At 67.5% G+C, this 22,372-nt stretch carries 26 protein-coding genes and 2 pseudogenes; 9 read left to right on the forward strand and 19 right to left on the reverse strand.

What is annotated here, in order from left to right:
* Nucleotides 1-14: 14 nt before the first annotated feature.
* Nucleotides 15-1,004, reverse strand: a complete 990-nt coding sequence (locus AB0C33_RS14685) for a hypothetical protein (protein ID WP_358287339.1) — start codon at nt 1,002-1,004, stop codon at nt 15-17.
* Between the two features lie 81 nt (nt 1,005-1,085).
* Here AB0C33_RS14685 and AB0C33_RS14690 point away from each other — a divergent pair, with 81 nt between their 5' ends.
* A complete protein-coding gene (locus tag AB0C33_RS14690; protein ID WP_358287342.1) occupies nt 1,086-1,664 on the forward strand; it encodes a TetR/AcrR family transcriptional regulator in 579 nt (192 codons plus the stop codon).
* Nucleotides 1,665-2,069: 405 nt separating this feature from the next.
* On the opposite strand, the gene AB0C33_RS14695 is transcribed toward AB0C33_RS14690, so the two are convergent.
* The 4 genes and pseudogenes from AB0C33_RS14695 to AB0C33_RS14710 form a co-directional block, all read right to left on the reverse strand.
* A complete protein-coding gene (locus tag AB0C33_RS14695; protein ID WP_358287343.1) occupies nt 2,070-2,279 on the reverse strand; it encodes a hypothetical protein in 210 nt (69 codons plus the stop codon).
* Complete coding sequence (locus AB0C33_RS14700; RefSeq protein ID WP_358287346.1) at nt 2,263-2,604, reverse strand: transposase; 342 nt, start codon at nt 2,602-2,604, stop codon at nt 2,263-2,265. Before AB0C33_RS14700 ends, AB0C33_RS14695 begins: the two co-directional genes overlap by 17 nt.
* Nucleotides 2,605-2,686: 82 nt before the next feature.
* Nucleotides 2,687-3,028 (reverse strand): annotated as a pseudogene (locus AB0C33_RS14705) (hypothetical protein); the annotation flags it as partial.
* 18 nt (nt 3,029-3,046) lie between these two features.
* Nucleotides 3,047-3,787, reverse strand: a complete 741-nt coding sequence (locus AB0C33_RS14710; protein ID WP_358287349.1) for a transposase — start codon at nt 3,785-3,787, stop codon at nt 3,047-3,049.
* A gap of 644 nt (nt 3,788-4,431) precedes the next feature.
* Here AB0C33_RS14710 and AB0C33_RS14715 point away from each other — a divergent pair.
* Complete coding sequence (locus AB0C33_RS14715) at nt 4,432-5,298, forward strand: hypothetical protein (protein ID WP_358287352.1); 867 nt, start codon at nt 4,432-4,434, stop codon at nt 5,296-5,298.
* Nucleotides 5,299-5,329: 31 nt separating this feature from the next.
* Here AB0C33_RS14715 and AB0C33_RS14720 read toward each other — a convergent pair whose 3' ends face one another.
* On the reverse strand, nt 5,330-5,584 hold the full coding sequence (locus AB0C33_RS14720; RefSeq protein WP_358287355.1) for a hypothetical protein: 255 nt from the start codon (nt 5,582-5,584) through the stop codon (nt 5,330-5,332).
* A gap of 211 nt (nt 5,585-5,795) precedes the next feature.
* Here AB0C33_RS14720 and AB0C33_RS14725 point away from each other — a divergent pair, with 211 nt between their 5' ends.
* Entirely contained in the window at nt 5,796-6,326 is a 531-nt protein-coding gene (locus tag AB0C33_RS14725) for a hypothetical protein (RefSeq protein WP_358287358.1), read from the forward strand.
* Here the strand turns inward: AB0C33_RS14725 and AB0C33_RS14730 are convergent.
* Nucleotides 6,316-6,867 carry a hypothetical protein gene (locus AB0C33_RS14730; protein WP_358287361.1) on the reverse strand — a complete coding sequence of 184 codons (552 nt, stop codon included), beginning with the start codon at nt 6,865-6,867 and terminating at the stop codon, nt 6,316-6,318. The two genes, AB0C33_RS14725 and AB0C33_RS14730, sit on opposite strands and share 11 nt — an antisense overlap.
* Before the next feature lie 108 nt (nt 6,868-6,975).
* A complete protein-coding gene (locus AB0C33_RS14735) occupies nt 6,976-7,239 on the reverse strand; it encodes a tyrosine-type recombinase/integrase (protein WP_358287364.1) in 264 nt (87 codons plus the stop codon).
* 115 nt (nt 7,240-7,354) lie between these two features.
* On the opposite strand from AB0C33_RS14735, the gene AB0C33_RS14740 reads away from it, so the two are divergent.
* A complete protein-coding gene (locus tag AB0C33_RS14740; RefSeq protein WP_358287367.1) occupies nt 7,355-10,390 on the forward strand; it encodes a Tn3 family transposase in 3,036 nt (1,011 codons plus the stop codon).
* 7 nt (nt 10,391-10,397) lie between these two features.
* On the opposite strand, the gene AB0C33_RS14745 is transcribed toward AB0C33_RS14740, so the two are convergent.
* Both AB0C33_RS14745 and AB0C33_RS14750 read right to left on the reverse strand, forming a co-directional pair.
* Nucleotides 10,398-11,399 (reverse strand): DNA adenine methylase, encoded by a 1,002-nt coding sequence (locus AB0C33_RS14745; RefSeq protein ID WP_358287370.1) that lies wholly within the window; start codon nt 11,397-11,399, stop codon nt 10,398-10,400.
* On the reverse strand, nt 11,389-11,994 hold the full coding sequence (locus AB0C33_RS14750; protein WP_358287373.1) for a recombinase family protein: 606 nt from the start codon (nt 11,992-11,994) through the stop codon (nt 11,389-11,391). Before AB0C33_RS14750 ends, AB0C33_RS14745 begins: the two co-directional genes overlap by 11 nt.
* Before the next feature lie 276 nt (nt 11,995-12,270).
* On the opposite strand from AB0C33_RS14750, the gene AB0C33_RS14755 reads away from it, so the two are divergent.
* Nucleotides 12,271-12,726 carry an HIT family protein gene (locus AB0C33_RS14755; RefSeq protein WP_352325143.1) on the forward strand — a complete coding sequence of 152 codons (456 nt, stop codon included), beginning with the start codon at nt 12,271-12,273 and terminating at the stop codon, nt 12,724-12,726.
* 282 nt (nt 12,727-13,008) lie between these two features.
* Here the strand turns inward: AB0C33_RS14755 and AB0C33_RS14760 are convergent, their stop codons facing one another.
* The 8 genes from AB0C33_RS14760 to AB0C33_RS14795 all read right to left on the reverse strand — a co-directional run bounded on the left by AB0C33_RS14760 (nt 13,009) and on the right by AB0C33_RS14795 (nt 19,754).
* The gene (locus tag AB0C33_RS14760; RefSeq protein ID WP_358287376.1) at nt 13,009-13,842 is read right to left on the reverse strand and encodes an alpha/beta fold hydrolase; all 834 of its coding nucleotides are present in this window, start codon (nt 13,840-13,842) and stop codon (nt 13,009-13,011) included.
* Between the two features lie 27 nt (nt 13,843-13,869).
* Entirely contained in the window at nt 13,870-14,292 is a 423-nt protein-coding gene (locus AB0C33_RS14765) for a DoxX family protein (protein WP_358287379.1), read from the reverse strand.
* A 103-nt stretch (nt 14,293-14,395) separates the two neighbouring features.
* Nucleotides 14,396-15,241, reverse strand: a complete 846-nt coding sequence (locus AB0C33_RS14770; protein WP_358287382.1) for an ABC transporter permease — start codon at nt 15,239-15,241, stop codon at nt 14,396-14,398.
* Nucleotides 15,238-16,173 carry an ATP-binding cassette domain-containing protein gene (locus AB0C33_RS14775; RefSeq protein ID WP_358287385.1) on the reverse strand — a complete coding sequence of 312 codons (936 nt, stop codon included), beginning with the start codon at nt 16,171-16,173 and terminating at the stop codon, nt 15,238-15,240. Before AB0C33_RS14775 ends, AB0C33_RS14770 begins: the two co-directional genes overlap by 4 nt.
* A 132-nt stretch (nt 16,174-16,305) precedes the next feature.
* Entirely contained in the window at nt 16,306-16,947 is a 642-nt protein-coding gene (locus AB0C33_RS14780) for a PadR family transcriptional regulator (protein ID WP_358287388.1), read from the reverse strand.
* 104 nt (nt 16,948-17,051) lie between these two features.
* On the reverse strand, nt 17,052-17,300 hold the full coding sequence (locus AB0C33_RS14785; protein ID WP_358287391.1) for a hypothetical protein: 249 nt from the start codon (nt 17,298-17,300) through the stop codon (nt 17,052-17,054).
* Nucleotides 17,301-17,561: 261 nt separating this feature from the next.
* Nucleotides 17,562-17,951 carry a tyrosine-type recombinase/integrase gene (locus tag AB0C33_RS14790; RefSeq protein WP_358287393.1) on the reverse strand — a complete coding sequence of 130 codons (390 nt, stop codon included), beginning with the start codon at nt 17,949-17,951 and terminating at the stop codon, nt 17,562-17,564.
* Nucleotides 17,952-18,614: 663 nt separating this feature from the next.
* Nucleotides 18,615-19,754, reverse strand: coding sequence for an aminotransferase class V-fold PLP-dependent enzyme (locus tag AB0C33_RS14795; protein WP_358287396.1), 1,140 nt, complete (start codon nt 19,752-19,754; stop codon nt 18,615-18,617).
* 103 nt (nt 19,755-19,857) lie between these two features.
* On the opposite strand from AB0C33_RS14795, the gene AB0C33_RS14800 reads away from it, so the two are divergent.
* From AB0C33_RS14800 to AB0C33_RS14815, 4 genes and pseudogenes are all read left to right on the forward strand, one after another.
* The gene (locus tag AB0C33_RS14800) at nt 19,858-20,511 is read left to right on the forward strand and encodes a GntR family transcriptional regulator (RefSeq protein WP_358287399.1); all 654 of its coding nucleotides are present in this window, start codon (nt 19,858-19,860) and stop codon (nt 20,509-20,511) included.
* A 241-nt stretch (nt 20,512-20,752) separates the two neighbouring features.
* A pseudogene (locus tag AB0C33_RS14805) lies at nt 20,753-20,929 on the forward strand (SDR family NAD(P)-dependent oxidoreductase); the annotation flags it as partial.
* 151 nt (nt 20,930-21,080) lie between these two features.
* A complete protein-coding gene (locus AB0C33_RS14810; RefSeq protein WP_358287590.1) occupies nt 21,081-21,464 on the forward strand; it encodes a site-specific integrase in 384 nt (127 codons plus the stop codon).
* On the forward strand, nt 21,448-21,981 hold the full coding sequence (locus AB0C33_RS14815; RefSeq protein ID WP_358287402.1) for a tyrosine-type recombinase/integrase: 534 nt from the start codon (nt 21,448-21,450) through the stop codon (nt 21,979-21,981). The genes AB0C33_RS14810 and AB0C33_RS14815 overlap by 17 nt, the downstream gene beginning before the upstream one ends.
* A gap of 25 nt (nt 21,982-22,006) precedes the next feature.
* Here the strand turns inward: AB0C33_RS14815 and AB0C33_RS14820 are convergent, their stop codons facing one another.
* Nucleotides 22,007-22,315 (reverse strand): hypothetical protein, encoded by a 309-nt coding sequence (locus AB0C33_RS14820; RefSeq protein WP_358287405.1) that lies wholly within the window; start codon nt 22,313-22,315, stop codon nt 22,007-22,009.
* Between the last annotated feature and the right edge of the window lie 57 nt (nt 22,316-22,372).

A 22,372-nucleotide genomic window follows, 5' to 3' on the forward strand; every position in this document is an offset into this window, starting at 1 on the left:
CTGGCGTTCTCCGGCTAGAGCCGCAGCGTGCCGAGCTCCGCCATGCGCTCGACCGCGTAGGCCGGGTCGACCAGCGCCTCGGGCGTGTACAGGCCCGGCGTCACCGGGCGGCCGCGCAGGCCGAGCAGTCGTTCCACTCCCAGAGCGATACCGAGCGCGGTCAGCGGACGCTGGCCTTCAGGATGCACCAGCCATTGGCTCCTGCTGAGCGGCGTGCCCGCCGCCGCACTTCCCTCCAGCTCGATGCGGACCTCGGTCGTAGGCGCCGCGCCGCGCCGCCTACTGGCCGATTCCCCGACCGCGAAATCGAAGCGGACATTCGGCGCGCCCGTCGCGAGCGCGAGACTCGGCACGTCCAGGGTGGCGATCGTCTGGCCGGGCAGCACGACCCCGTCCACGCTGGCCACCTCCACCTGCGCATCGGCGCCGGCCACCCAGAGGAAATCGCCGTCACGGCGCACCAGCCCCGCCGAGGTGACATCCATCAGCCGCTCCAGATCGGCGATGGCCGCAGGCCCGCCGCCATCGCGTTCGTCCAGCACCGCCGCCACCCGTACCGTGTCGACCCGCTCGAACTCCCGGGCCGACTCCATCGCGGCCAGCACGACGAGCCCGGCCAGGTAGTGGCTGGCCACCAGGATCGGTGCGGCCGCCGCCCGCTGGGCGCCCGCGACGACCTCCGGCGCGATGTCCACCAAACCGTTGGAGATGCTCAGGTACGGCACGCCGCGATCCTGCGCGAAGCGCAACCCGTTGAGGCGCGAATCACGCACGGCGGCGACGACCGCCGCATAGCCGTGCTCCTCCGAGAGCCCGAGATCGCCACGCCGCAGGTCGAAGGTGAGGGCCGTGGCGTTGCCCAGTTCGTCGGCGACCCGCCGGGCACGGTCGAGATTGCGAGCGGCGATGGTCAGCGGCAGCGCCGGATACCAGCGCCGCAGGAGCACGGCCGTGCCCCTGCCCGCCTGTCCCGACCCACCCATGATCAGCACTGACTTACCCATGTGTGACTCCTCCTGATTAAGCTACATTTTGTAGCCTACCTTTTGTAGCTTAAGCTGGAGCCGGCACGCAAAGGGAGGACCATGGCCAGTCCATCGACCCGCCTGTCCAAGGCGGCCAGACGCGAGCAACTGCTCGACGCCGCCACCTCGATCGTGCGCACCCGGGGCGCCGACGACCTCACCCTGCCTACCCTCGCCGAAGCCGCCCAGGTCAGCCGGCCGGTCGTCTACGACCACTTCGCCACCCGCCACGGCCTGCTGCTCGCCCTCTACCTGCGCCTGGATGACCAGTACCGGACCAGGCTGGCCCAGGCCCTGCAGGACGCCGATCCCACCGCGTCCGAGGTCGCCCGCGTCATGAGCGAGGCCTACTTCACGTGCGCCACCGACATGCCGGAACTCACCGCCATCTCCGCCGCCCTCAAGGGAAGCCCGGCCCTGGAGGCAACCCAGCACGACCTGCTCGACCACTACACGAACCTGATGGCCACCGCCCTGCGACCCCACTCCCGCCTCACCGCCGAAGCCCTCCGGCTGCGCTGCGTCGGCACCCTCGGCGCCGCAGAGGCCCTCGCCGCCGAGATCAACCGAGGCCGAACCACCACCGACGACGCCGTCACCGCCCTGACCAATCTCATCCTCAGCACTCTCGGCCACTGACGGCACGTCGTACATCGGGCATGACGCAGCCGCACCGCTCGGGTCCCGCGTCCGGCTCTACGGTGAGGTGAACCTCGACATGGGAGTCCGCCTCAACCTCGCCGCGACCTCCGTACCGGGCCTCCGGACCGTGCCGACGTCTCCCATGGCGCGACCCCGACATGTGGCTGCCCCGGGCCCGCTCCTGGGCCACCGTGCTGACCTCGCCCGCGTGGTGGCGCCTGCCGGACGATGACCGAGGGGCCCACCGGTCCGGGAGTTGAACCCGCCTTCTGGACCAACCGTCAGGACCGCCGGAGCGGTCTGTGCACGTCGTGCTGGGTGCGCGAGAGCGAGCCCGACATCCTCATTCTGCGACGGTGGCCGGTGCTCGGCCGCCTGACACGCGGCCGCAACAATCAGCGGTCAGCGCTGGAAGCGGTAGCGGATCTGGCTGTACGTCTCGCCCTTGCCGAGAGCGAATCCGACCTTCGGGTCGATGCGGTACAGCAGAACCTTGCCGGAGCGGATGGTGTCGCCGAGGCCATGCCAGGTGCCGTCCGAGTTGGTCAGGGGGTCGCCGTACTTGCTCTCGTGGGCGTCGGCGGTGATGCTGCGTTCAGCCGGGTCGCACACTGACTCGGCACGTCCCTCGATGGTGATGTCGATACCGTCGAGAACGTCGTGCCGGTCGTATGACGCAGTGGTCGTTGGTGTGGAGGTTACGTGTGGCGGTCCTGCGGTAGCGGGATCTGCGCAGGCCAAAGCCCTTGACGCCTTGGGCGATGGTTCCCTCCACGCCTGCCCTGTGGGCATAGCGCTGCTGCCATTCGTCGGTGCTTTGCCGCTGTCGTGCGCGTTGCAGGGCTTCATGCTCCTCCCGCGGGCGCAGGGTGATGCGTCGGCCTTTAGCCCCGCGCGTGCACAGCTCCCGGCTGGGACAGTCCTTGCAGTCACGCATCGAAAGCGCACGCGGATAACCGGAGTCCCGCCTTGATCGGTCTCGTTGGCCCACGGCAAGCTGGTGGCTCCGGTGGGACAGGTCATGACGCGGTTGTCCCAGTCGATGGTGAAGTCGTTGACGGCGAAGCCGTTGCCCTCGGCGTTTGCCAGGCTTTGTCGGGCATCATGGGTCCCAGCAGTTCGATGCCGCGGCGATCGGCGCGCGCGAGGTTGTGCGCGCTCATGTAGCCCTTGTCGGCCAGATGCACCGCCGGCGTCAGCTCGTGCGAGGCCAGGGCCTCCTGAACCAGGCCGGTGGCCTCGTAGTCGCTGCCCGGCGATGAGGCCGTGATCACGTTGGTGACCAAATGCGGGGCGTCAGTGTCGCACGTCTCGGTGAGGTGCACCTTGTAGCCGTCCCAGTGCGAGTCGCCCTTGGTGCCGGATCGGGCATCGTTGTCCTAGGGTGAGATCTGGCGGATCGTGCCTGGTGGCTGCTCGTCAGGGGTTCGCCAGCGCAGTTGATCGTCGATGGTGACGTACTGCTGGATCCATACGTGGCGCAGGGTCTGCACCGCGGGGAGGTCGCGCAGCCATCCGGGAGCGGCCTGCGAGTACACCGCGCGCAGGACGCCGTCCCCGTCGGCGCCGATCTCGTGGCCGAGCTGGATGCGCTCAGCCTTGTTCCTGGGCAGTCGATAGTCCTCAACGCGGGCCTCGTAGCGCTCGAACCATCCTCGTTCGGCCTGAGCGAGCAGCCAGTCGGGTGCGGCGGCGGCCAGCGCGTTGAGCGAGGCTCGCACCGTTTCATGCACCTGCTCTAGCCGGTTCATCGTGCGCATGGCCATGAGCACGTGAGTGGAGTCGGTCCGCTGCCGACCGCCGGCTCGTAGCAACCCGGCGGTGACGGCGCGCTCCAGGATGGTGTCGAGCAGGCTCTGTTCAAGCGACCCTGTGATCAGGCGATCACGGAACTCGCTGAGCACCGAGTAGTCGAAGCCGGCGTCGGTCAGCTCCAGCCCGAGCGCGTACTTCCAGTCGATCCGCGCTCGCACCACCTCGGCCGCCTGCCGATCGGACAATCCCTCTCCGAACTGCAGGATCGACGCCAACGCCAGACGGGCAGGGGACAGTGCCGGGGCGACCGCGGGTGGAGAAGGCTGCAGCGAAGTCCGCGTCCTCAAATAGGACGCCCAGCGCATCCCGTATACGAATCGCCAGGCTGCCTTTCGGGAAGGCCGCCCGGGCCACCGCCAGAGTGGCGGCCGGGATCTGGTCTGCACCAGTCGAACGCAGCGACACCCACGACTCCATCCGCGAGCAGGAACAACGATAGCGGCCCCATGATCACGGATGTGATCATGGGGCGCTGCTTTTTGATCTACTTCGCCAACGGTGTCCTCTCAGGTGGCGGGGCGCTTTTACACGGTGACTGTTTCGGGCTGGAAGAGGTTGTATATCTGGCTCGCTCTGAGGTGTTCGATCAGGAGTGCGATGTGGTGACGTCGGGAGAGTAAAACGCCAGTATGAAGGCGTCCTAAATCTCTTATGAAATTGCCTCCTATGCGTGAGGCCGGCCGCTTGGCAGGGCATCTCCCGACAGAGAAGTCTTTCTCTGTCGGGAGGCAGGCGGACAGCTTTGTCGACCTATCATTTAGTGCGACCCGCCAGGGATTCATAATTTCTTGTACGTGTTGCCGGTACGCTGCGGATCGTAAATCCGTCCGCTTTTCGCGCCTCAGATTCCGGCGTCTAAAGTCGGCTGCTTCTGACGCCCGCCCGTCCTCTGCAATGCCTACCTAATTCGACTGAGAGCATCACCGCTTCAAAAAATTACGGGGTAAAGATGGAAGCAAAGCCCATGTACGTGAACTCTGCCGGTTTCGGTCAGCCGTTCGGTGACTGGACAGAAATTCAAGGAGGAGGCTCCACCTCCCTCCCACTCGCCGCCACATCGTTCGGCGATCGGGTCTACGCCTTCGCCACAGGCACCGACGACCGCATGTACGTGAACTCTGCCGGGGACGGTCACTCGTTCGGTATCTGGCAAGAGGTTCCAGGAGGCGGCTCCACCCCCTTCCCGCTAGGTGCCACGTCGTTCAACGGTCGACTTAACGTCTTCGGCACAGGATTCGACCAAGGCGTGTACCAGAACTCTGCCCCGGACGGTCAGTCTTTTGGTGGCTGGCAGCAAGTCCAAGGACAGCAGGTGCAGACCCGAGACGCGGTTGCCGCTACAACGTTCGGCGATCGGCTCTACCTCTTCATAGCGGCCCTCAATAGCCGTATCTACGTGAATTTCGGTTGGGACGATCAGCCATTCGTCGGCTGGCAGGAGGTTCAGGGAGGAGGTCTCACCCTTGAAGCGCTTGCCGCCACATCGCTCGGCGGTCGGCTCTACGTTTTCGCCGCAGGTACCGACCAGCGCGTCTACGTGAATTCGGCCGGATGGGACCAACCGTTTGGCACGTGGCAGGAGGTTCAAGGAGGAGGTCTCACTCATGTCTCGGTTGCCGCCGCAACGTTCGGCGATCGGGTCTTCGTTTTCGCCACGGGCACCGACGATCGCATCTACGTGAACTCCGCCCAAGAGAACCAACCGTTCGGCACCTGGGAACCAGTCCAGGGAGGGGGCCACACCAAACAGCCAGTCGCTGCCGCAACGTTCGGCGACCGCCTCTACCTTTTCGCCACAGGGATATGGCACCTGTGACTAGGAGACAGGTGAGCAGGGGTACTAACTCCTAGCGCTGGTCGATGGGCAGGTCGGGCCGCGCGGTGTGCCGGGTCACGTATCCGGACGCGTACGTGATCAGGCCGGGCAGTAGCGGGACCGCAAGCGACTCCAGCCAGTCAGGTAGCCAGGCGATGAGGTCGAGGTCGGCGTTGACGGTCTGCAGGACGGTCAGGACCGCCAGGATGCCGAGGTAGGAGCCGGCCGTGGCTGCGGTGACCTTCCGCTCTACCGGCTTGCCGTAGCTGACGGGTTCTCCATGCATGGGTTCCTCCAATGGGGTTAGACATGCGAAAGGCCCACCCAGATGGGCAGGCCAAGCAAGATCAGTGCGCTTCGTACAGCAGGGCTCTGATGCGCGAGCAGGGACGCGGCGAGGAGCGAGCGTCGCGGACATGCGATGGAAGGATCGGCGATCTGAGAGGCCACCCAGAAGGCACCTCCCAGGATCACTCGGAGCATGCTCAACTGACGGGGTGCAGACTGCGATCACGAGCCTCATCGCCATCGCCGGAACACTGCTCGGCGCTGCCGCCACCTATCTCTTCCAGGGACGGGCGGCAAGGCAGGCACGATTAGAAGCCCGCGATGAGCGGCTTTGGCAGGAACAGCTCGCCGCCTACAGCGCGTTCGCCGGCGCCATCACCTCGTACCGATCCAGCCAGAGCGCTCGCTGGTACCGCAAGCGCGAAGACCCGACCGGGGCGCCGTATATCAACGCTCGTACTGAGTCGCTCAACGAGCGCACGAACGCCAAGGCGGCGCTGTTCAGGCTCCGACTGCTCAACCCGGACGATGAGCTCAATCGGCTGGCCTCGGAGGCGTTGGAGGCCACCACCGCCATCCACCGTGCCGTAGATGAAGCCGCGAGAGATCAGCAGGCAGAGCAATCACAGCTCGCCCTCCTGGCCTTCGTCGAGGCCGCCTCGAATCAGGTTCGCGCACGGACTTCGATGCATCAACATCAAGGTCACCAACACCTATGCGTCACAAGGCTCAGCCCTTGATGAAGCGGCGGGTCATGTACCGGCGCACCGGTGGCAGGGACGCCAGCCGCAGCGGAAGCAGACTCAGCCACAGCACCAGGGGGTTGGCCGGGGCGTAGACGCCTTTGACCCGGCGGCCGAGCTTCTGCTTGCGTTCGGCCTCGGGCCGGATCGCGGCCTCCCACGCGGCCAACGCGGCGGGGATGTCTCCGGGGCGGGCGGCCAGTTCGGTGCCGAGCCGGTCGGCGCCGCCGACGGCCAGCGAGGAGCCGTATCCGGCGAACAGGGTGACACACCAGGCGGCATCGCCGGGCAACGCCACCCGGCCCTTGCTCCACGCTGGGGCGACGACCTGGCTGATGGTGTCGAAGTACACCGAGTCGGCCCGCTGGAGCCCGGCTAGGGCTTCGGGGATGACCCAGCCGAGGCCGCCGTAGACGCGTCCCAGCTGGGTGGCGACGTCCTCGCCCGGGCGGGCGTGGTCGGCGCGGTAGCCGAAGAAGGCGACGTTGCGGCCGTCGCCGACGCTGATGACCGCCGCGGTACGACCGTTGGATGACAAGGTGCCGGTCGCGCCGGGTGCGGGGTTGAGGAACCGGCGGACAGCCGTTGGCGCTGAGAACGATCTTGACTGCAGGGAGCTGAGGCTGTTCTTGATTGCGAAGCTTCCCTAGCGCGTTGCCTGGTCCCGGCGTCGGCGTGCGGCGCGGATCTCGGCGTCGGCGACCTTGTCGTCGAGCAATGCGTACAGCTGCGTCGTTTCGGTGGAGGCGTGGCCAAGCCGGCGCCGCACGGCCTCGATGGACACCCCGGCGTTGATGAGTTCGGTGGCGTGGGCGTGGCGCAGCTGGTGGATGTCGATCTCGACGCCGGCCTGCGCGCAGTAGCTCTGCCAGCGGTGGCGGGCGGCGTCATACGACAGGGGTCGGGGCATGACGAGCATCGGAACGAAAAGTCCCGTTAGCGGACGCCCCAGCTAACTATTTGATCTTCCGCTCGTCCGGGGCGCGTTGGCTGCCCTACTTTCGGCGTCTATGCCAGTTGAGTTCTTGAGTGACAGCGAGGCCGCCGCGTACGGCCGGTACTCGGGCGCTCCGTCGCAGGCGGAGCTGGAGCGGTTCTTCTTCCTCGATGACGCAGATCGAACGCTGATCGCCGAGCGGCGCGGTGCACACGCCCGTCTCGGCTTCGCCCTCCAACTGACCACGGCCCGGTTCGTCGGGCGCTTCTTGACCGATCCGCTGGACGTGCCTCACGAGGTGCTGGAGTATCTCGGCGAGCAGCTCGGGATCGAGGACATCTCACAGATCAAGCGGTACACCGAGCGGCGCAACACACCATTCGAGCACCAGGACGTCATCCGCGAGGCGTACAAGCTGAAGGACTTCTCCCCGGCGGAGGTCGAATTCACCGCATGGGTGGACTCGCGGGCCTGGAACACCGGCGACGGCAAGAAGACAATCTTCTACGACGGCATCACCTGGTTGCGCACCAACAAGGTGCTCCTGCCAGGGGTGACCACCTTGGCCCGGCTGGTCGCCCGGGTGCGCGATGAGGCAACCGACCGGCTCTACGACACGCTATATGCGGTGCTGACCCCACGGCAGCGGGCGATCTTGGAGATGCTGCTGGAGGTGCCGGATGGTCGGCGCGCCTCGGACCTGGAGCGCTGGCGCAAGGGGCCGGCGGGAACGTCGGGCAGGAACTTGGAGAAGGCGCTGGAGCGCGCCGCCGAGATCCTCGGGGTCGGGCTGGGAGCGATGCCGCTACCGCCGGAAGTCCCGCACCGGCGCATGGTCGACCTGGCCCGCTACGGCATGCAGGCCACCGCGACCACGCTGCGCCGGCACACACCCTCCCGGCAGCTCGCCACGCTGCTGGCCACCGTCATCTACCTGGAGGGCAAGGCGGTCGACGACTGCCTGGAAATGCTGGACCTGTTGGTGACGACCGAGCTGGTCGGCAAGGCCGAGACCGCGACCAACAAAGAGCGGGCCCGCCAGCACCCCAAGCTGGCCAAACACTCGGCCACCCTCGCCGCGGCCGTGGAAACCCTGCTGGAGGTCACCGAGTACGGCGAGGAACTCCGGTTGGACCAGGTGTGGGAAGCGATCGACGCCATCGTGCCCCGGCGGGAGCTGCGCGAGGCGGTCGCGGCGGTGACCGATATGGTGCCGCCGCCCGACGTCGACACCGACGGCGAGATGCGCGCGCTGCTGGCCTCCCGGATCGGGACGGTGTCGGGGTTCCTCAAGACGCTGACGACGGTCATCGAGTTCGGGTCCAACCCCGAGGGCGCCCGGGCGTTGGAGGCCATGAAGCAACTGCCGCGGATCCTGGACGGGCGCAAGAAGAAGGTCACCGAGACTGACATCGATCCCGAGCTGGTGACCGGATCGTGGAAGCGGCTGGTGTTCAAGAGCTCACCGAACGGCAGCACCGTGGACAAGAACGCCTACACCATGTGCGTGCTCACCCAGTTCCACCGGCACCTCAAACGCCGCGATGTCTACGCCGAAGCATCCGCCCGCTGGCGGGACCCACGCGGGCAGCTGCTGGACGGCGCGCGGTGGGAGGCGGCCAAGGGCCCGGCGCTGGTGGACCTGCAACTGCCGGAAAACCCCGGGCAGTTGCTCGCCGAGCACGCACTGGTGCTGCATCTGGCGCTCAACGACGTCGCCTCTCGCGTCGGTCACGACAGGGTGGACGTCAGCGTGGATGCGGACGGACGGTTGCACGTGGCCAAGCTGGCCGCTTTGCCGGAACCGCCGTCCCTGATCGACCTGCGCAAGCGGGTGGCAGCCATATTGCCGCGGGTCGACCTGCCAGAGCTGCTGCTGGAGGTGATGGGCAGAGTCCCGGCGTTCGAGGCCGCGTTCACCTCGGCCGCCGGCGGGGTGAGCAAGCTCGCCGACTTCCACGTCTCCGTGGCAGCGTGCCTGACAGCCCAGGCGCTGAACATCGGGTACGCGCCGGTGGTGAAGACGGGAACGCCCGCGTTGGAGCGCGGGCGACTGTCGCACGTCGCGCAGAACTACCTGTCGGCGGAGACCTACACGCTGGCCAACGGCCCGCTGATCGACGAGCAGGGCCAGCTCGGATTCGCCCAGGCGCTCGGCGGCGGTCTGGTCGCGGCGATCGACGGGATGCGGTTCGTGGTCCCCGTGCCCTCGATCTACACCCGCCCGAACAAGAAGTTCTTCGGTCGCTCACGCGGGGTCACCTGGCTCAACATGATCAACGATCGCGGGGTTGGGCTCGGGGCGAAGGTCGTCACCGGCACGGTCCGCGACTCGCTCCACATGATCGACGTGGCGTTCCGGCGGGACGGCGGTCCGCGCCCAGAGGTCCTGGTGACCGACACCGGATCCTACAGCGACGTCGTGTTCGGCCTGGTCCACCTGCTGGGCATGCAGTACCGACCCGCGCTGGCCGACCTCCCCGACCAGAAGGGCTGGCGCATCCAGGACGCCGACTACAGCAGCCTGTCCCGCTTCGCCCGCGGGAAGATCGACCTGGACAAGATCAGACGGCACTGGGGCGACATCCTGCGCGTCGTGGTGTCGATCTACACCGGCGAGATCCGCGCCTACGACGTGATGCGGATGATCCAGCGGGACGGCAACCCCACCCCGCTCGGGGAAGCGATCGCCCACTACGGCCGGATCTTCAAGACCCTGCACATCCTCACCTACGCAGTTGAAGAGCCCTACCGGCGCGACATCAAGGGGGTGCGCAACCTGCAAGAATCCCGGCATGCGCTGGCCGGGAAGATCTTCCACGGCAAGAAGGGCGAGATCTACCAGCGCTACTACAAGGGCATGGAGGACCAGCTCGGCGCGCTTGGTCTCGTTCTGAATTGCGTCACGCTGTGGAACACCTTCTACATGGACAGGGCCCTCGACCAGTTGAAGGCAGAGGGCTATCCGCTGGCAGAGGAAGATGTCGCGCGGCTGTCGCCGTTCGTCCGCAAGCACATCAACGTGATCGGCACCTACTCCTTCGCCCTGCCCGACCTCGGACCCGCTGGCATCCGTCAGCTGCGCAACCCCGATGAGCCGGACTGGGAGGACGACGCCCTGTAGGTCGCCGTCACGTCGTCGGTGTCTTGGCGGCCCGGTGCGCGGCGACGCGGCACGCCGTGGAGCAGAACCGCGCCGGGCGGCCGGTGGCCGCCTGCCGTACCACAAGCCCGCATTCCGGCCCCTCACACGGCCTTTCGTTACACGGCCTGGTCGTGGCCGGGCGGGTTTCGTTGCGTGCGTCGAACAGCACGTCGGTGGCGTTCAGCGGCCGGTTGGACCACAACACCTCGGTGCGGTTCTCCCAGGTCCTGCCCTGACTGGTGGATGCCGCCAGCGTGTAGCGGTGCCAGCCCGCGTACAACTCGGTGTCGTACAGCTCGCACGCGTACCCGGAGACGACCACCGTGGACCGGCAGCGGTGCAGCGCTTCGGCCAGCGTGCGGTGCGCGTCAGTGCCGGTCATCTCGTGCCGGTAGTTTCGCTCCCGGGTGCTGCCCGGGTACGGGGGGTCGACATACAGCAGGCTGCCGCGGAACCGCCCGTACGCCTCGATGACCTCCAAGGCGTCGCGGTATTCCAGCGACACCCGAGCCAGACGCTCGGCCACGCCGTGCATCCGCTCCAGGTAGCCGTTCAGCCGGGCGGGCAGGGAGATCCTGGCGGTGTCGGCCGCGTCGAATCGCCAGCCGGTCTTGCGGAGCGTGCCGGTCCGGCCCTGGGTGAGGCGGACCCAGACACGGCGGGCGCGTTCCAGATCATCCAGGCCGGACAGATCACCGTAGGCGGCGTCGTGCTCGGCGCGGCTATGCGGGGTCAGCGCGCACAGCCGTACGAGCTCGGCAGGTCGGTCGCGTAGCACCTTCCAGAAGGTCATCAGGTCGCGGTCCAGGTCGTTGACCGTCTCCAGCTTGGCAGGCTGCTTGGCCAGCAGCACCGCCAAGGATCCGCAGAAGGGCTCGATGTAGTGGCTGTGGCCGGCAGCATCACGGCGATCTGGTCGGCCAGCTTGGCTTTGCCGCCGTAGTAGATGATCGGGGGGAGCATGAGCACCGTCCAGGTCAGGCGTCACGGCTGGGCGACGACAGGTACCGGTGGAGCGAGGTCTTGGGGATGCCGGTCTTGGCGGCGATCTGTGCGAGGGAGTCGCCTTCCGCCTTGAGCAGGCGCGCGTAGTCGATCTTTGCGGCGGAGTGCGCGATGGGGCGGCCCACGTGCTTGCCCTTGGCCTCGGCTACGCTGCGGGCGTGGGCGGCGCGCTCGGCGGTGAAGATGCGCTCCATCTCGGCGAACAAGGCCAGCAGCAGGAAGGCCACGCGAGCCATCCCCGCGTCTGCGGTGTTGATAGGCAGCGGGTCGGCCAGGGTTCGGACGCCAATACCGCGCTCGGCCAGCTCGTGAACGAGGTTGAGGACCTCGCGCAGATTGCGGCCGAGCCGATCCAGGGTGTGCAACACGATGACGTCGCCCGATCGGGCGTAGGCGAGCAACCGCTGCAGGCCCTCGCGTTCGACGGAGGCGCCGGTCTTCTTGTCCACGAAGATCCGCTCGTCCGGGATGCCCTGCGCCGTCAACGCATCCAGCTGCCGCTCCAGGGACTGCTTCGTGGTGGAGACGCGTGCGTAGCCGAGTTCCAGACCGTTGTTCGGGTGTGCGTCGCTGCCCACACCGAAATCGTACCTAAATTCGTTTCCGTACGCTCATTGTGGAACAATAATTGTGGGACGACTTCTGGAACGCGATCTCTGCCGGAATGCCCGGTTCGCATGATCCGGCAGCCGAGCGTGCCGTGCCGTTCCGCTTCCAAGGAAGTGGAACGGGATCTCTGCCAGGTTCCGCGTTCTGTCCGAGCACCTCGATAAGTGCGTGTCGCTGAACCAGATGATCAGTTGAGACGCCGACGGGCGAGGTAACGGTGTGTAGGGGCGGAATCTTGACAAGAGATGGATCAATTCCGCCATCATCGCTGGATGATCATGTGTCCGTTCTGCCTCATTGGGACAGGCGAAGCCGATGCTGAGCTGGTCGCGTACCGCACGTCGAATACCTTTGTCGTGCCTGTTCCTGATCAGCGTCCGAGGAACATGGGACACTGCCTAATCCTGCCGACCGAGCATGTCACCAGCCTGGATACCGCATCGACGGAGCTTCGGAACGAGATATTCGAGGTGGTGAGCCGCGTCGTAGCCGCTGTGCCCAAGGCCTTCAACGCTGTCGGGAGCATCGTTCAGCAGAACAACAGCATCCCCGGGCAAGTCCTCCACCACCTGCATGTTCATGTGATCCCGCGCTTCCACGGGGACGATTTCTCGCAGCCCGACCCAGATAAGGTCAAAGTGCCGTTCGAGATGCGCGCGCAACAGGCCAAGCGGTTGCGAACCGCGCTAGCGAGTAGGTAACCGGCACCCGTACGCGCATCGACACCATCTGTCAGTGGCGGTAGTGGCGGCTGGCGGTATCTGGGCTGATGTCGAGGACAGCGGCGATCTCGTCCCAGGACGCTCCGGCGGCTCGGTCGGTGGCAACGGCTGCGGCAAGGACGGCGTGGGCCAGGGCGAAGAGCGGCAAGGCGGAGGCGGTGTAGCCGGCTCGACACCACCTGTCCGCCCCGTGTCCCTGGCGCGACGAAGATCTGCTTGCGCGGTGCCTAATTGGTCTTCCCGCACCACCTCGCGGGCCTCTCAGTGTTCGCTGCTGAAGAACCGTAGCAACAGTGGGCCGATGGTCTGTGGGTCGACGACGTGATCCGGCCCGTCGAGGGTCTCCCGTTGAGCGTGGGGTAGTAGGTCTGCAAGCTCGTCGGCTGCGCGGTCGAAGAAGTCCGAGGGCAGGCCTGCCATGTAGGGGACCGTGATCGGTCCTCCGGTGGTGACCAGGACCGGTTGGGTGACCGTTGCCAGTCGATCGGTCGGCAATTGGTAGCGGTTGTGGAAGACGCTGTCGTGGACCAGCGTGGGCGCGAGGGCGACCGAATCCGCCCAATGCGACGTCTGCTTGCCTGCCGCTTTCCTGGCCGCGATGTTGTCGTCGGAAGCGCCGGACAGGCGCATGAACAGTTCGAGAACCTCCTCGTCTCGCCCGGCGTCGAAGGCGCGTCGGGTGTCTGCGATGTACTCCTCGAATCGCGGGCGTATGTCGTCCCCGACCGCGTAGGGCACCTCCCACACGGCGATCGTGTCGATGGCTGACCCGGCCGCGGCGGCTTCCAGCGCCAGCGCGCCACCAGAGGACGCCCCGAACAGGTGTGCCGAGCCACCCGCCTCCGCGATCAACGTACCCAGGTCCTCGATCTCTCTTTCCACGGCGTAGGGCGCGGTGAAGCCGCTCGCGCCGCGTCCCCGACGGGCATAGTTGTAGACCGTGAAGTGCTCGGCGAGAGCAGGTACCAAGGGAGCGTTCTCGGCTCCGTCGTCCAGCGCGCCGCCTACCAGGACGACAGCCGGGCCGCTTCCCTTCCGGTCGTAGGCGATGCTGGTGCCATCGTTTGATGTCACGCGAAAGGCCATCTCGTTCATCTCCCATCTCCGTTCGAGAGGTTTGTCTCAGCGCCTGAGCAGCGTGCCGACGACGGCCTCGGTGCGCGACCACCGCGCCCTTGCGATCACGGCCGCCACGACGAGAAGGGCGAGCGGCAGCCAAGGGCTCTGCTCGAGCACGAACTGATCGGTGATGACAGCACCGGTCAGCAATGCCGCCAACCCGAGACTGGCCAGGCCCGCCAGAGCCGGGATCAGAAGTCCAACCCCTCCCGCGACCTCCAGCGCTCCGACCAGGTACCGGAGCCACTGGCCAGCCCCGATGTCGGCGAACATGTCCACCATGACCGGGTCGCCGGCGAGCTTCGAGATTCCGCCGCCGGCGATTATCGCCGCCAGCACGACTTGCAGAATCCAGACCCCGATGCTGGTCGCCCGCCCGGGCGTGTGCGCAACGGTTTCCGAGTTGTTCTTGGGGATGGTGCTCATTCGGCTTTCCTTGTCGTGTTTGGGCCTGGTACCGGTGATGGCGTTGGCCGAGTGGGCCGGGTTGTCTGAGTTGATTTCGACCAGGTGCTCGCGGTAGCGGCATCTACTTCTTGTTGCGGTAGAGGACCATGGTGATGGGACCGAAGACCGCGACGAGAAGTACGGACGAGACGAGAACCCAGCCGATTTCCCCGGCGGGCACCGAGCCGTCCATCAGGCCGCGTACCACGGTCGCCAGGTGGGTGATCGGGTTGACCTCGACGACCGCCTGCATCCACCCGGGCATCGTCTTCGGGTCCACGAAGATGTTGCTCACGAACGTCAGCGGGAACATCACCATCATGCTGACCCCCGCCACCGAGTTCGGCGTGCGCAGGATCAGGCTGAGCATCGTCCACAGCCACGACAGGCAGAACGAGAACACCAGCAGCAGCACCACCGAGAGCACCACGCCGACGGCGCCGCCCTCCGGCCGGAACCCTAGGACCAGGCCGAGCGTGATCACGATCGCCGACCCGATCGAGTAGCGCATCACATCGCCGAGCAGGGCGCCGACCAGCGGGGATGGTCGCCACACCGGAAGTGACCTGAACCTGTCGAACACCCCCTTCTGGATGTCGGTGTTCAGCGTGATGCCGGTGTTCATGGTGATCATGACGTTCGCCTGCACCAGGATGCCGGGCAGCAGGAACTGTAGGTACTCCTGTGTCGACCCGGCGAGCGCGCCGCCGAACAGGTAGGTGAACATCAGCGTGAACATGATCGGGAACATGGTCACGTCGACGAGCTGCTCGGGCACGTGTTTGATCTTCAGCAAAGCGCGCCAGCCGAACGTCAGCGAGGTGAGCACCGGGCCGGGGCGCGACGGCCGCTCGCCGGCCAACAGCACACTGCGCAGCGCGTCCTCGGTGACCGGCGCCGACGCCTGTTCCGCGGTCGTGGCATTCATGCGGCATCCTCCTCGGGTGTCTCCTCGGCGGCGTGTCCGGTCAGGGTGAGGAACACCTCGTCCAGGCTCGGCTGACCGAGCGCGAACTCGGTGACGTCGATGCCGCTGCGGGACAGCTCAGCCAGGGCGCGGGCGACCCGCTCGGGGTCGGAGATCCGCGCGGACAGCGCGGCCGGGTCGGCGGACGGCTCGGCCGGCACCTCGAGGACGCCGGCGAGGACCCGTTCGGCCTCGGCCCGCTGCTCGGGCGCACGTAGGCGCACGTGCAGCGAGCCGGCGCCGACCGATGCCTTGAGCTGGCCGCTCGAGCCCTCGGCGATGACCTTCCCGTGGTCGATCACCGCTATCCGGTCGGCCAGCTGGTCGGCCTCGTCGAGGTACTGCGTGGTCAGCAACACGGTGGCGCCCTCGGCGACCATGCCCCTGACGATCTCCCAGACCTGGTTCCTGCTGCGCGGGTCGAGCCCGGTCGTGGGCTCGTCGAGGAAGATCAGTTCGGGGGTGACGACCAGGCTCGCCGCGATGTCGATGCGCCGGCGCATCCCGCCGGAGTACTTCTTCACCTGCCGGTCGGCCGCCTCGGCAAGACCGAACGCGTCGAGCAGGTCGGCCGCCCGCTCCCTGCCTCGGCGGCGTGAGTAGCCGAGCAACCTGGCGAGCAGCAACAGGTTCTCCACCCCGGTGAGGTCCTCGTCGACCGACGCGAACTGCCCGGTGAGGCCCACCCTGCTCCGCACCGCCTGGGCGTCACGCACGACGTCGTAGCCGAGCACTTGCGCCTCTCCGGCGTCGGGGCGCAGGAGCGTGGCCAGCATGCGGATCGTGGTGGTCTTGCCCGCCCCGTTCGGACCGAGCACGCCGTACACGCCCCCGGCGCTCACGGCCAGGTCCACACCGGCGACCGCGTGGGTCGTGCCGAAGCTCTTCTTCAACCCTCTCGTCTCGATCGCGAACTATCCCATGGGTTCGATTCCTTGTCTGGGTGTTGCGAGCGGATTGGTGAGCTAGTCAAGTTTGACTACTTGGCCAGAGTGCACGAGGAGGAAACGTCTAGTCAAGGTTGATTAGAAGCGCATCTTGAGGGGATCGTGGACCGTTCGCCACGAACCCGGATCATCGGCCATGGTGTAGGCGCCCTCAGACAGTCGTTTGCTCAGGTTCTTCGCCCACTCCAGTTCGGTGCGTGCGTGTCCCGCCCACAGTTCGGCCTGATCGCGGACGTGTTCGGGAATGTCGGGGTTCGGGTTCTCCCGCCACTTGGCCTGCTCTACGAGCTCCGCTTCCAGGCGCGCGACCCGCTCGTTAACCTGCGCGATGGCATCTGCCCTGGTCAGCATGGGCAACATGGCGATGGACGCGTTGAGCATGTCCGCGTCGTGGGTGCGCCGCAGACCGTCGCGGACCAGTTCGACCATCTCGTCACGTCCCCGAGCTGTCGCGCGGTACAGAACGCGCTCCGGCCCAGAGTTGCCCGGCTCGGCGTGTTCGGTGAGGAGGCCATCAGCCGCCGCCTTCTTCAGCGCGTGATAAATCGAGCCGGGCTTGATCTTGGCCCAACTCTCCGCACCCCAGCTCTGCAGTTCGGACCGCACCTGGTAGCCATGCGCGCCGCCGGAGAGGTGCACGATACCGAGTACCACAAGCTTCGTCGCCGACACGCGCCCACCTCCGCTCAACCCTCTCGTCTCGATCGCGAACTTTCCCATGGGTTCGATTCCTTGTCTCGGTGTTGCGAGCGGATTGGTAGAGGCTAGTCAAGTTTGACTACTTAGCCAGAGTACACGAGGAGGAAACGTCTAGTCAAGGTTGATTAGAAGCGCATCTTGAGGTGACCGGGGACCGTTCGCCACGAACCCGGATCATCGGCCATGGTGTAGGCGCCCTCAGACAGTCGTTTGCTCAGGCTCTTCGCCCACTCCAGTTCGGTGCGTGCGTGTCCCACCCACAGCTCGACCTGATCGCGGACGTGCTCGGGGGCGTCCCGATTGGGGTGCTCCCGCCACTTGGCCTGCTCTACGAGCTCCGATTGCGTGCCCGCCAGGGTGGTGTCAACTCCCACCAACACTAGGGTGCCCTCCTGGTCCGGGTGGTGTCAGCACTAACCTACAAGCGGTGCTGGTGGAGACCTTCAAAGCCAACAATGCGAGGTCGCCGTCCTCCGCGTCGACCGCTTCCCCATCTGACTCGCGGTCCCAAGCTCGCGGGACTCAGCCTGGGTTCGTGACTTGCGGGAACCCGTCCGTGAAGCGCAACCGAACGAAAAGTCACGGCAAGGAGCCGAGTCGAGCTCCGCTAACGGGACTTTTCGTTCCGATGCTCGTCATGCCCCGGGTCCGCCGCGGCCGTTGATGGAGGCGCGGAACAGCGGCCCGGCGGTGTAGCCGGCGCGGGCCAGGTAGAGCTTGAGCAGGGTGACGTAGCCGCGGTCGTCCAGCAGGACGGTGCGGACGCTGCCGCCCTTGCCGTGGATGCGGACATGTTCGTCGTCCAGGCGCAGGTCGAGGTCTTCGATGTAGAGGCCGCAGACTTCGGAGGCGCGGGCACCGCACACGTAGGCGGTCTCGAACAGCACCCGGTCGCGCAGCCGGTCCAGCGGCAGGTCCTTGCGTGGCCGCCGCGAGCAGATCACCGCCAGCACCTTGGCGACGTCGGCGGCCGCGGCCGGGCGCGGCAGGCTTTTGGGCACCTTGACGGTGTCGATGCGGTCCATCGGGTTGGCGGCCAGGAGGTCGTGGCGGACCGCCCACTTGGCGAAGGAGGCGATGGTGGCGCGTTGCGCTTGCGGCTGGCTGGCGACGGCTCGGCGAGCTCGGCCAGGAACGCGCGAACCGGCGCGGCGGTCAGCGCGCCGAGTTCTTCGCCGTGGTGGGCGGCGAAGGCGATCAGGTCGCCGCGGGAGGCGCGCCGGGTGTGCGCGGAGGCACCGGTGTTGGCCAGGTCGGTAAGGAAGTCGTCCAGGTGCCGGGCGAGCGGGTGAGCGCCGCCGAGGTGCTCGACGATGACCGGATCCATCGCGCCGACCTCCATCTTCCGCCAGGTTGCCAGGTAACCGGGAGACGAAGCCTGCACGCCGGACGATGGCCACCCAGCTCGGACTACGTCCGTGATCGTTATCTTGCCAGATAACATCCGTTATCAAGCAACCAGCTCCGTGGGAGTAGGCCCTCTGATCGCGGAGAAGGTCCGCAAGCATCCGAAGCCGGCAAAGGCCTCGCCCCGCCCTCTACCACCAGCGTCACGCTGTGGAATGCGGCATCAACCAGCTCAAACGCAACCGCGCCACGGCCACCCGGTATGACAAGCTTGCTGTCCACATTGTCATCGGCGCGAAACCCTGGGCGGGTGCCGGCCCAGGGCGCCGGCATGCGTGAGATCACTGGTGCCCTAGGCGTCGAAGTCCGTCGACGGTTTCGACAAGTCGGCGCAGCTCTTCGTCGGTGTTGTAGTAGTGCACCGAGGCGCGGACCAGGTCGGGCAGGCCCCGCGCGCCCATGTCGTACCGAGCGTACTCTCGCAGCGAGACCGACGTGTTGACGTCCAACTCGGCGAGCCTGTGGTGAACGTCGGCCGAGGGCATCCCCGCGACGGTGAAGGTAACGATGCCGCACTGCCGTACGCCTTGGTCGTGGACCCGTACGCCGGGCACCTGCCGCAGGTCCTGCCGGAGCCGCCGCGCCAGGTCGCGCACCCGCTCCTCGATGTTGCCCAGCCCCAGGGACAGGGCGTAATCGACAGCGGCGCCCAGGCCGAGCGTGGCGGCGACGTTGCGCTCCCACGTCTCGAACATCCGCGCGGTTTTGTCGATCTCGTAGCTGTCTGGGTCGGTCCAGGCGGCGGAGTGTAGATCCAGTACGGCCGGCCGGATCTGCTCGCGCAGCCGGGGCCGCACGTACAGGAAGCCCGTGCCACGGGGGCCCCGCAGGTATTTGCGGCCCGGGGCGCTGAGGGCGTCGCAGTGCAGCCGCTCGACGTCCAGGTCGAGCTGGCCGGCCGACTGGCAGGCGTCCAGCAGGAACGGCACGCCGGCCGCCTCGGCCAGCCGCCCCACCTCTTCGGCGGGGTTGACGAGACCGCCCTGAGTGGGGACGTGGGTGATCGCGATGAGGCGTACCCGCCCGTCCATGCGGCGCCGCAAGTCCTCCACGTCCATCTGGCCGCTTTCATCGTCGTCGACCACCTCGACGCGTGCCCCGGTGCGCTCGGCCACCTGGAGGAAGGCGATGACGTTGCTGGCGTATTCGGCGCGGCAGGTCAGGATGCGGTCGCCGGGGCCGAACGGCAAGGCGTAGAACACCGCCTGCCACGCTCGAGTCGCGTTGTCGGTCAGTGCGATGTCTTCGGCGGCTGCGTTGAGCAGGGCAGCGACGGAGGATCGGACCGCGGCGAGCCGGGGCGCCGCATCAGCGGCCGCCCGGTAGCCGCCGCGCAGTGCCTCGGCGCGTAGGTGGGCGATCACCGTGTCGGTCACGATCGCGGGAGGCAGCGAGGTACCCGCGTTGTCCAGGTGGGTCACGTGAGTACAGCCCGGCGTGTCGGCCCGAGCCCGTTCAACATCTTGCATGCAAAACATGTAAACTGAATACAGTAATGAGACATTGTATGCAAACGAGGGAGCGATGAACCACAGCGACACGGCTCCGCTGCGGCGCGACATATCGGAGCAGGTCACCGCACGCATTCTGGACGGTCGCCTGCCCGCCGAGGGGCGCGTCAACGAGGTCCACCTGGCGGCCGAGCTGGGGGTCAGCCGCACGCCGCTGCGGGAGGCGCTCGTGGAGCTCACCGACCGCGGCCTGCTGGTCGCCCAGCCGCGGCGTGGCTTCCGCGTGCCGCCCCTGGACATCGACGAGGCCCGCAAGCTGTATCCGCTGGTAGGCGAGTTGGAGGCCCTCGCCCTGCGGTGGACCGCGCCACAGGACCTGCTCGGACTCGTTGACCGGCTGGAGGAGCAGCTCAAGGAGATGCAGGCCGTCCTGGAGCGGGGGGAGGAGTTGGCTGCGCTCGACGACCGCTGGCACGACCTGTTGCTCTCGGCCTGCGCCAACGCCCCCCTTATCCGGATCATCGCCCAGACGAAGCCCCTGCTCAAGCGCTACGACGTACTCTATTTCGGCGGCCCCGACCGGGCTCGGCGCAGCATCGACGAACACCGCCGTATCCTCGCCGCGATCCGGGAGGGAGACCTCACCGAGGGAGCGCGATGGCTCGTCCAGAACTGGGTCAACGGAGCCGCCTACCTCGGCCAGGACCCGCACCGGCCCACCCGGTAGATCGCGGCTCGGAAAGGGAGATCATGACCGGGAGGACTCCGGCCCGCCGCACCGACCTGGACGGACATGTCGCCATCGTCACCGGCGGCTCCTCAGGCCTGGGGCACGCCATCGCGCTCGCCATCGCGCTCGCCCCTCGCGGAGGCCGGCGCGACGGTCGCGCTCGTGAGCCGGCGAGCGGGAGGCCGGCGAGCGGGCCGCGGCACGCATCACATCCCGCACAGGCCGGGCCGCCTCGGCGTTGGCCTGCGACGTCAGCGACGAAGCCGGCGTCCACCGGGCGGTGGGTGAGGTCGCCGAGCGATTCGGCCGCCTGGACATTCTGGTGACCAGTGCGGGGATCCAGGCCAGGGGCGACGTCGGCGAGCTCGGCGCGGCCCAGCTCCGGCGCTGCCTTGAGGTCAACGTCGTCGGGACCTTCCTGGCCTGCCATGCGGCCGTCCCGTTCATGCGAGCCGCGGGATACGGCCGCATTATGTGTCACATCGCCTGCCCGGAGGACGCCCGTGTCCGTCGCGTCCTTCCCCGGCCCGCTGCCCCCCGCTGCCGGTCCCCCACCCGCTTCGCCGATGACGGCCGCGGTCGAACGCTTCCTGGAGTCGGTGCAGGCGGCCACCACCCGCAGCGGCTACGCCGAGACCCTCGCCCGCCTGACCGCCGTAGCCGGGCCGCAGCATCCGGTCGCCGCGCTGACGCCCGAGCAGTACGCCGCGGTGATGCACCGCTGGACGGCCGCAGCCGCCGCCACCTGGAACCGGCACCTGTCCGCGCTGGTCTCCTTCACCACCTGGCCCAGCGCCAGGACCTGCTGGCCACCAACCCCGCCCGGCGGCTGGAACGCCGCAAGAGCGCCCGGCGCGGCGACCGCGCCATCCCCGCCGCCCGGCTGGACAAGCTGTTCACCGACCCCAAGCACGCCCTGCGCGAACGACTGCTGTGGAGGCTCCTGTTGACACCGCCGCCCGCGCCGAGGAGATCCTCACCCTCAACGTCGAGGACCTCGACCTGGAGCTCCGCCGCGCCCGAGTCGTCTCCAAGGGCGGCGCCATCGAGTACGTGCACTGGGCCACCGCGACGGCCCGCTTGCTGCCGCGGCTGCTGAGCGGCCGCATCTGCGAGCCGGTGCTCCTGGCAGACCGGCGCGCTCCTTCCTCCGGCCGCCGCGCGACGGCGTCCGGCGACGTCTGTCCCGTCACCGGGCGGGGCCGCCTGTCCTATCCGCGCGCCGAGTACCTGTTCAAGACCACCTCGGCCGAGCTCGACCCGCACCGCCAGGGGTGGACTTTGCATCAGCTGCGTCATTCGGCGTTGCAGCGTCTCGCGCAAGCCGGTCGCACCGCGCCCGAACTCCAGGCCAAAAGCCGCCACCGACACCTGGCCGGCCTCGGCCGCTACGTGCGCCTGGGCGAGGAGACCTCCGCCCGCATCACCGCGGAGGCCGACCCCATCCAGCGGCGCCGCCCCCGCTGACGGCACCAGGGCGGCCGACCGCTCATCAGGCTGGCCACACCTGCAGAGCCTGCTCGTCCTCGGAGTCGGGCTCGGCTCGCATCCCGACCGCCCTCAGCGCCGCCGCATACGCGGCAACCTGCTCTCCGGTCCCGCCCCCGGGCCCAGCGAAAGCCACCAGGAAGGGGCGCCTTGTGCCCCAGCCCTCCACCACGAACCCGGCCCGGCTGTCGCTGAACTCCATCAGCCCGGCAGCACGCAGTGCGTCCCGGGTTTGCTCGGCATCGCGATCGCGCTCGCTCCACAGCGGCCGCTGTCCTTGGCCGTAGCCGAACCTCGGCTCGTCATCGCCCATGATCCCACCGTAGACGCCTCGCGACTGCCGTCCAGGTCCTGTGTATCGCCGCAGGTC

Origin of the sequence: Nonomuraea sp. NPDC048881 (genome assembly GCF_040649795.1) — a bacterium.
Lineage (GTDB): Bacteria > Actinomycetota > Actinomycetes > Streptosporangiales > Streptosporangiaceae > Nonomuraea.

Bases quoted from the DNA above. Each gene is read 5' to 3' on its own strand.
- AB0C33_RS14765 (WP_358287379.1), bottom strand. From the start codon at position 14,292: ATGAGCACCATCCCCAAGAACAACTCGGAAACCGTTGCGCACACGCCC.
- AB0C33_RS14760 (WP_358287376.1), bottom strand. From the start codon at position 13,842: ATGAACGAGATGGCCTTTCGCGTGACATCAAACGATGGCACCAGCATC.
- AB0C33_RS14800 (WP_358287399.1), top strand. From the start codon at position 19,858: ATGAACCACAGCGACACGGCTCCGCTGCGGCGCGACATATCGGAGCAG.
- AB0C33_RS14810 (WP_358287590.1), top strand. From the start codon at position 21,081: ATGACGGCCGCGGTCGAACGCTTCCTGGAGTCGGTGCAGGCGGCCACC.
- AB0C33_RS14700 (WP_358287346.1), bottom strand. From the start codon at position 2,604: ATGCGTGACTGCAAGGACTGTCCCAGCCGGGAGCTGTGCACGCGCGGG.
- AB0C33_RS14715 (WP_358287352.1), top strand. From the start codon at position 4,432: ATGGAAGCAAAGCCCATGTACGTGAACTCTGCCGGTTTCGGTCAGCCG.
- AB0C33_RS14690 (WP_358287342.1), top strand. From the start codon at position 1,086: ATGGCCAGTCCATCGACCCGCCTGTCCAAGGCGGCCAGACGCGAGCAA.
- AB0C33_RS14710 (WP_358287349.1), bottom strand. From the start codon at position 3,787: ATGCGCTGGGCGTCCTATTTGAGGACGCGGACTTCGCTGCAGCCTTCT.
- AB0C33_RS14685 (WP_358287339.1), bottom strand. From the start codon at position 1,004: ATGGGTAAGTCAGTGCTGATCATGGGTGGGTCGGGACAGGCGGGCAGG.
- AB0C33_RS14790 (WP_358287393.1), bottom strand. From the start codon at position 17,951: ATGGACCGCATCGACACCGTCAAGGTGCCCAAAAGCCTGCCGCGCCCG.
- AB0C33_RS14820 (WP_358287405.1), bottom strand. From the start codon at position 22,315: ATGGGCGATGACGAGCCGAGGTTCGGCTACGGCCAAGGACAGCGGCCG.
- AB0C33_RS14770 (WP_358287382.1), bottom strand. From the start codon at position 15,241: ATGAATGCCACGACCGCGGAACAGGCGTCGGCGCCGGTCACCGAGGAC.
- AB0C33_RS14755 (WP_352325143.1), top strand. From the start codon at position 12,271: ATGGATCAATTCCGCCATCATCGCTGGATGATCATGTGTCCGTTCTGC.
- AB0C33_RS14720 (WP_358287355.1), bottom strand. From the start codon at position 5,584: ATGCATGGAGAACCCGTCAGCTACGGCAAGCCGGTAGAGCGGAAGGTC.
- AB0C33_RS14735 (WP_358287364.1), bottom strand. From the start codon at position 7,239: ATGCCCCGACCCCTGTCGTATGACGCCGCCCGCCACCGCTGGCAGAGC.
- AB0C33_RS14780 (WP_358287388.1), bottom strand. From the start codon at position 16,947: ATGGGAAAGTTCGCGATCGAGACGAGAGGGTTGAGCGGAGGTGGGCGC.